Below are 6,999 nucleotides of genomic sequence, written 5' to 3'. Positions count from 1 at the left end.
CGTCAGCACCAGTGCGAGGATCTGCCGGCGTTTCAGTCCGAGTATCAGCCCGGTTTTCGGCCCGCCCGGTGCCGCGGGCTCGGGGCCGGAACGGCCTGGACCGATGGGATCATGACTGCCTGGGCTGCTCACCATGACTTAGTGTCCGCCCGCGGGCCGGGTTGTGGCTACAACATGGACTGTGTCGTTTCCGCAACATTTCCACAAGAAATGACGACGGTGAAATGACGACGGCGGCGGGACGGGTCCGGCGGAAAAGTCCCGCGGGGTGCCGGACATGGCGGTCCACGCTGTTCCCGTTCAGGGCAGTTCGCGTCTGAGTGCGGCCTGGAGTGCGGTGTTGGGCAGGCCCGGTGGGCCCGTGCCGGTGAGATAGAGCCCCATCTGCGTGCCGTGGTATTCCCAGTACGCGAAGCTCAGGTTGTTCTCCTCCAGAAGGCTGAGCAGGTCCGTGACCCATTGGTCTCCGCCCTTGCCCTCGATCTCAAAGGCCTGCCGGACTGTTCCGAATTCCATGACGGACATCGGGACGTTGTTGTCGACGCCGAATTTCACGTGCTTGGCCATTTCGTGGGCCAGGTAGCTCTTGTCCCGCTGAAGGAATCCGTTCCCCGCGGCTCCAGGCGACTGGGCATAGACGTCCAGCTGAAGGCCGATCCGCGGGGCCGCGCCGGCTGACGGGGCAAGGCCCTGTCCACGCATGAAGCCCTGGATGCGGTACTGGTTGCCGGGTGTCACCTTGAACAGGTGTGAATGGTTGCTCCATCCATGGATGGCGGCGGCGTCCGGGGCGTTGCCGATGGAAATGCTGCCGTCATCCCGGTAGCCGGCGGTATCCCGTTTGAAGTCCACAGGTGCAGCCGGGTCGCCGCCGTAACTCCACTGGTACCAGTCCAGTGTGCCGTCCTTGCTCAGCTGGTCATTGACGATTTTGCGGAGTTCGGTTCCGTCCGGGCTGTACTCGGTCACCGTGATCGAATCAAAGCCGGCCGTGCCGCGCATCCCTCCCTGTGCGGTAGCCAGCGGAGTTGCTGCAACCGCGGTGGGGTCGCTGATGGTGACAAGGCCGCTGTCATACGGTGCCCAGTCCGAGGTGCCCAGTGGCAGGGACGGGGTACTGATGCGGCTTCCGGTCAGCAGCACCCTCGCGCCGGTCTGGAGGATCACGTCCGGGTCGGGGTAGCGGCCACCGTCCTGGATGGGGCCTTCCACCCAGGAAGCGTACTGGTGGGTGTACTTGATGGGCTCGTAGAAATGGAAGTCGTACACCACGTTCTTGTCATCAACCAGGAAGTGCTGATCGATCCCTGCCGCCCCGTAGTGGCCGTTGACCCCGTAGACCCCGCCGATGACCAGAAGGTGGTTCTGGTCCACCGAACGCACCGTGGCCACCAGCTTCCGCGCCAGCTCCTGCCATTGCTGCCCTGTGGCGTCCATGGTCACCGGTTCATTCAGCAGGTCGTACGCCGCGATGGCCGGCTCGTCCTTGTACCGGGTGGCGATGACGCGCCACATCTCGGCGTTCTGCTGCTGAAGGTCGGGATTGGACCAGATATCGAAACTGACCTGGTCACTGGTGGGGTCCAGCCAGAAGCCACCGATCGGAGTGTGCAGATCCAGGATCAGGCGCATCTCATGCTGCCGCGCCCACGCCACGTTCTGGTCCAGCCATGTGAGGAAAATGTCCGGTGACTCCGTGTACCAGTCCCCTTTGAAGGCGAACCGGATGCTGTTGAAACCCAGCTCCTTGGCCCGCACGAAGTCCGTCTCCGAGTGGTGCTGTGAGCGGGGGAGTTCGGCGGCTTTGAGGTTCCGGTGGTACAGGTTGGAGAAGTTCACTGCTTTCAGCCGGGTGGGCTTCCCGTCGAGGACCAGGCCCCGTCCGGCGGCACTGACAAAGCCCATGGGAGCACGCGTTTCTGTTGGCGTCCCCGCTGCGGGCCGGCTATTCGCGGGTCCGCTATCTGCGGGTCCGTCATTGCCGTTCCCGGACAGCGTGCACCCGGCAATGATCAGAAGCGGGACCAGCACCACCAAAACAACCGCCAGCCACCATGGCAACCGCCGCTGGCCGGCTTCCCGCCAAGTGTTGCCCTGCGCGGGGCTCTCCGGAGGTGAACCGTTGCTCCCGGGCATCGATTGCTCCCATCGTTGGGCCATCAGGGCCCCAGCTTATTCGCACCCTGCAGACCGTGTCTCGGGTAAACGGAAAACTGTTACGGGAGTTAAACGCCGGCGTTCACCTCAGCCAGCCGGTGTCCACATCAGGCAGGGAGGTTCACCCGGGCATGCCGCAGAACGGACACGATCGCGGGCGCCAGTTCGTCTTCCATCTGGCGGTAGATGTCAGGGCTGCGCCGGTAGGGGTCGATGATGTCGTTCTCCGCGGAATCAGCCGGAAGTGACAGGTGCCGGACGGCTGCGGCACGGGCAGGCAACCCGCGCCAGAAGGCGGTGTTGGCACTCAGGGGATCGCCGTCGTCGGCCGCTCCCGGGCGTTGCGCGGCACTGTCCGCACGGTTGTCCAGGACGTCGAGCATCCGGGCGAACTCGCGGATGGTGAAGGTGCGTTTGAGCAGGGAGGCGTCCAGCTGGAGGACTTCGCCGCGGTGGCCGGAGGTCATGGTGAGCACCAGGTCCACGCCGCGCAGGATCTTGCTGGTGAGCTGCCGGGAGACAAAGCCGTCCGGATTCCCGCCGTAGGTGCGCACGATGTCGCCGGAGAGGGGTTGCATGGGGTCGCCCACCATGGCCCGGGTTCCGGCGCTGGTTACCACGAAGCCGCCGGGCATCACCTGGTCCAGGCCCGCCTGAAGCAGGCGTTCGGCCACGGGGGAGCGGCAGATGTTGCCGGTGCAGACGGTCAGGATCCTCACTGGTGCGGGTGCAGTTGCGGGGGATGCCACGGAGCTTCTCTTTCCAGCCGGGACGCCGGACCGGTGCGGCCAGACGTATCTTTCAACTTAACACGCCCGCACCCCACGATTCCCCCTACCCCCCCAAACGCTCTCTCATTTGATGTGGGTTTTCCCGGGACGCTCTCTCACTTGATGTGGGTTTTCCCGGGACGCTCTCTCACTCCCCCCTACAGGCGGAGTTCCATGAACACGCTGTTCGGATCCAGCACATAATCCGCGAAGGGCGGGCACTCGGTGAAGCCGTTCCTGGCGTAAAGCCGCCGTGCCGGAGCGAAATACTCCTCGGTCCCCGTTTCAAGGTAGATGTGCCCGTAGCCACCGCTCCGGGCCTCCGCCAGGATGTGCGTGAGCATCAGAGTGGCGACGCCGCGTCCCCGCGCACTTTCCGTGGTGCGCATGGATTTAATCTCGCCGAGCTTGGCTGATCCGAGTGGGGTGCTGAGGAGTTTGAGCGCGCCGCATCCAAGGAGCTCGCCGTCTTCCCGCGCTGTCCAGAAGCGGATCGACGGCCCGGTCAGTGCCGAATGGTCCAGCGCGTGCACACTTTCAGCCGGCGAGGTGGCGAACATGTCAGCCAGATGCTCGCTCAGGAGTTGGTGGACGTCCTCGCGGGCGGGGTCATCGTGGTCGATTCTTATCACCCGCAGAAATTTACCGGACCCTCCGGCATCAAGTGCCAGAGGGTCCGGTAAATGGTCGCATCAAGTGCCAGAGGGTCGGGTGAAAAGGCGCATCTGGTGCCAGAGGGTTCCGCGCCAGAGGTCCCGGGGGAGGGGAGAGTCAGAGGCCCGCGAGCAGCCCCTTCATCTCCACGATCTCCGCTGTCTGGGAGGTCACGATGGCCCGGCAGAGTTCGATGGCTTCAGGGTACTTTCCAGCTGAGATCTCCTGCTCTGCCATGGTGATGGCGCCTTCGTGGTGGCCGATCATCTGGGTGAGGAAGAGCCGGACCGCTTCCGTGCCTTCGGCAGTCTTGAGCTTGTTGATGCCGTCCGCGTCCACCATGCCACCCATCGAGTGGCCGGGCATGGTGGCGCCGTCCATCATTCCCGTGGGCTGGTTCCATTCCTTCAGCCAGCCCGTCATCGTCTCGATTTCGGGTGCCTGGGCGTCCTTGATCCGGGTGGCCAGGCTGGTGACTTCGGCCGGGATGTCCGGCTTGCCGAGCATGATGTCGCTCATCTCCACCGCTTGGGCGTGGTGCGGGATCATCATCCGGGCGAACATGATGTCCGCCTGGTTATGGTCGGCGTTGGCGTCCGGCATCATGCTGGCCATGGGGCTTGAGCTGCCGTGGTTCATGCCGGGCATGGTGTTTCCGTTGGCGGGGCTGGAGCCGGATGTGCAGCCGGCCAGGCCGAGGGAGGCCGCCAGGGCAGCGGCGATCGAAATGCTTCTCAACTTCGTGTTCATTTGAAATGTCCTTCAAGGCGTAAGGGAATGTGCTTGGTTTGGGTACGTAGCGCAGTCCGGTTTACGTACGGCTGATGGACAGTTCGCAGGGCGTTGGTCCTGGGGGCAGATAGGCGTAGGTGCTGAGCCGGTTAGTGCGCGCGCCGTCGCCGGCCCGCAGGAAGGTGCCGGCGTCTTGGGGCGCCAACAACGTCGGCGATCCGGTGTTGGCTGAGGGTGTGCAGGACGCCCCGAATTCCTGCGCGTCGTGGCATGAACCCGCGCAGGAGCCGGCCGCCCGCGGATGCTCCTCCGCGTGGCCGCCGTCGGCATCCTCCGCATGACCGCCGTCGGCATGTCCCGTGGGGGAGTGTCCGACTTCCGCGTGCGAGTGCCCCACTTCAGCGTGGGAATGCCCGACGGCGGACGCAACCGCCGCCGGAGCGGCGCCGTCGGCGTGGGTGTTGTGGTTCGCCGTCATCACGTGCATGCCGAAGATCCCGGCGATTACCGCAAGGAGTCCCGCTGTCAGGGCGCACCGCTGGAGGAAGCGTGAAGTGCGAGAGCGTCCGGGAAAAACCCGCAGCAAGTGAGAGAGGGTCAGGGAAAAACCTGCAGGAAGTGAGAGAGCGTCCGGAAAAAACCTGCGGGAAGTGAGAGAGCGTTGGGGGGTCATCGGACCTCAGAGGGATTCAGCTTGAGCCGCCGCAGCAGCTGGGCGTTGAGGGCCACCACGATCGTGGAGGCGGACATCAGGACGGCACCGGCGGCGGGGGAGAGGACAACGCCCGCAAAGGTCAGGACGCCGGCGGCCAGCGGCACGGCCAAAATGTTGTAGCCGGTGGCCCACACGAGGTTCTGCCACATCTTCCGGTAGCTGGCCCGGGAGAGGTCCACCATGGACAGGACCGCGCGCGGATCGTTCCCGGCCAGGACCACGCCGGCCGATTCCATGGCCACATCGGTTCCGGCGCCGATGGCGATTCCCACTTCTGCCCTCGCGAGCGCGGGGGAGTCGTTGACGCCGTCGCCCACCATGGCCACCTTCAGGCCGCGGGCCTGCAGCTCGGCGACCTTCTTGTCCTTGTCCGCGGGCAGTACCTCGGCGAACACCTCGTCGATGTGCAGTTCCTCCGCGACGGCCTGGGCCACCTGATGGGCGTCGCCGGTGATCATGGCCACCTTCACGCCGCGGTTCTGCAGGGCCGCCACGGCCTGCCGCGACTCAGCCCGCACAGCATCTTCGAGGCTCACGGCACCCAGGACGCGGCCGCCGTCGTCAATGACATGCAGCACCGCGGCACCGCGGTCCATCCACCCGCGCGTCGTGGCCGCCAGGGCGGAAGGCACGACGACGCCGAGCTCGCGCAGCAGCGCGGGCCCGCCGACGTGGACGGGGCGTCCGTCCACGCTGGCGAGGACGCCACGCCCGGTCAGCGAGCTGAACCCGGTGGCGGGCGGAAGGGTCAGGTTCTTCTGCTGGGCGGCGCGGACGATGGCCCGGGCCACGGGATGTTCGCTGTCCGATTCGACGGCGGCGGCGAGGGCCAGCAGGGTGTCCGGGTCCACGCCCGGTGTCACAGCGATGTCCTTGAGATCGGGCGCGCCCGTGGTCAGGGTACCGGTCTTGTCGAAGAGCACGACGTCGACGGTGCGCATGCGTTCCAGCGCCATCCGGTTCTTGATGAGGACGCCGGCGCGGGCTGCCTGCTCGGTGGAGATGGCGATGACCAGCGGGATGGCCAGGCCCAGGGCGTGCGGGCAGGCGATCACCAGCACGGTGACGGTCCGGGTCACGGCGTCCGGCACGCTGCCCAGCAGGGTCCACACAATGAAGGTGATGACGCCGGCGCCGGCCGCGAAATAGAACAGGAACGCGGCGGCGCGGTCGGCAAGGGCCTGGGCCTTTGAGGAGGAGGCCTGCGCTTCGGCGACCAGGCGCTGGATGCCGGCCAGGGCGGTGTCTTCGCCGACGGCGGTGACCCGGACGCGGACGCTGTTGTCGGTGGCGACGGTCCCGGCCACCACGGAGTCGCCCACGGCGCGGGGGACGGTTTTGGATTCGCCGGTGATCATGGATTCGTCGAATTCGGCCTGCCCGTCCACCACGGTTCCGTCGGCCGGCATGCGGGCCCCGGAGCGCACCAGGACGGTATCGCCTTCGCGGAGTTCGGACACGGGGACGGTTTCGGTGCCGTCGGCAGTGATGCGGTCGGCTTCGTCGGGCAGCAGCGCGGCAAGGGCATCCAGGGCGCCCTGCGCGGAGCCGAGGGCCCGCATTTCAATCCAGTGCCCCAGCAGCATGATGGCCACCAGCAGGGCGAGTTCCCACCAGAAGTCCAGGTCAAAGCCCCCGATGCCCAGGCTCGTGATCCAGGACGCCACAAACGCCACCGTGATGGCGATGGCGATCAGCAGCATCATGCCGGGCTGACGGTCCTTCAGCTCGCGGACGCCGCCCTTGAGGAACGGCTGGCCGCCGTAGAGGAAGATGACGGTTCCGAGCACGGGCGGGATCCAGTCCGAGCCCGGGAACATGGGTGCCATGTAGCCCAGGATGTGGCCCACCATGGGGCTGAAGTAGACCACCGGAACGGACAGGGCGAGCGTGAGCCAGAACCGGTTCTTGAACATGGCCGTGCTGTGGCCGGCGTGCTGCCCGTGCGTGTGGACGGCGTGGTCGTCGTCG

6 protein-coding genes are annotated in these 6,999 nt (G+C 66.1%); all 6 read right to left on the bottom strand.

The annotated features are described in order from the left end of the window. Positions 1 to 300: 300 nt before the first annotated feature. Positions 301 to 1,905, bottom strand: coding sequence for a glycoside hydrolase family 5 protein (locus DBR22_RS22475; protein ID WP_181365297.1), 1,605 nt, complete (start codon positions 1,903 to 1,905; stop codon positions 301 to 303). Between the two features lie 359 nt (positions 1,906 to 2,264). Next, positions 2,265 to 2,906: an arsenate reductase/protein-tyrosine-phosphatase family protein gene (locus DBR22_RS22470; RefSeq protein ID WP_108600802.1), complete on the bottom strand. Its 642-nt coding sequence runs from the start codon at positions 2,904 to 2,906 to the stop codon at positions 2,265 to 2,267. Between the two features lie 179 nt (positions 2,907 to 3,085). Further along, positions 3,086 to 3,559: a GNAT family N-acetyltransferase gene (locus tag DBR22_RS22465; protein ID WP_108600801.1), complete on the bottom strand. Its 474-nt coding sequence runs from the start codon at positions 3,557 to 3,559 to the stop codon at positions 3,086 to 3,088. A 139-nt stretch (positions 3,560 to 3,698) separates the two neighbouring features. Further along, entirely contained in the window at positions 3,699 to 4,331 is a 633-nt protein-coding gene (locus DBR22_RS22460) for a DUF305 domain-containing protein (RefSeq protein ID WP_108600800.1), read from the bottom strand. A 61-nt stretch (positions 4,332 to 4,392) separates the two neighbouring features. After that, positions 4,393 to 4,800: a hypothetical protein gene (locus DBR22_RS22455; protein ID WP_258229405.1), complete on the bottom strand. Its 408-nt coding sequence runs from the start codon at positions 4,798 to 4,800 to the stop codon at positions 4,393 to 4,395. A 182-nt stretch (positions 4,801 to 4,982) separates the two neighbouring features. Continuing rightward, positions 4,983 to 6,999 (bottom strand): heavy metal translocating P-type ATPase (locus tag DBR22_RS22450; protein WP_258229404.1); only part of this gene is annotated, 2,017 nt, incomplete at its 5' end.

The sequence above is a fragment of the Arthrobacter sp. HMWF013 genome, from assembly GCF_003061105.1.
Lineage (GTDB): Bacteria > Actinomycetota > Actinomycetes > Actinomycetales > Micrococcaceae > Arthrobacter.
This window is presented reverse-complemented; position numbering and strand designations above follow the sequence as displayed.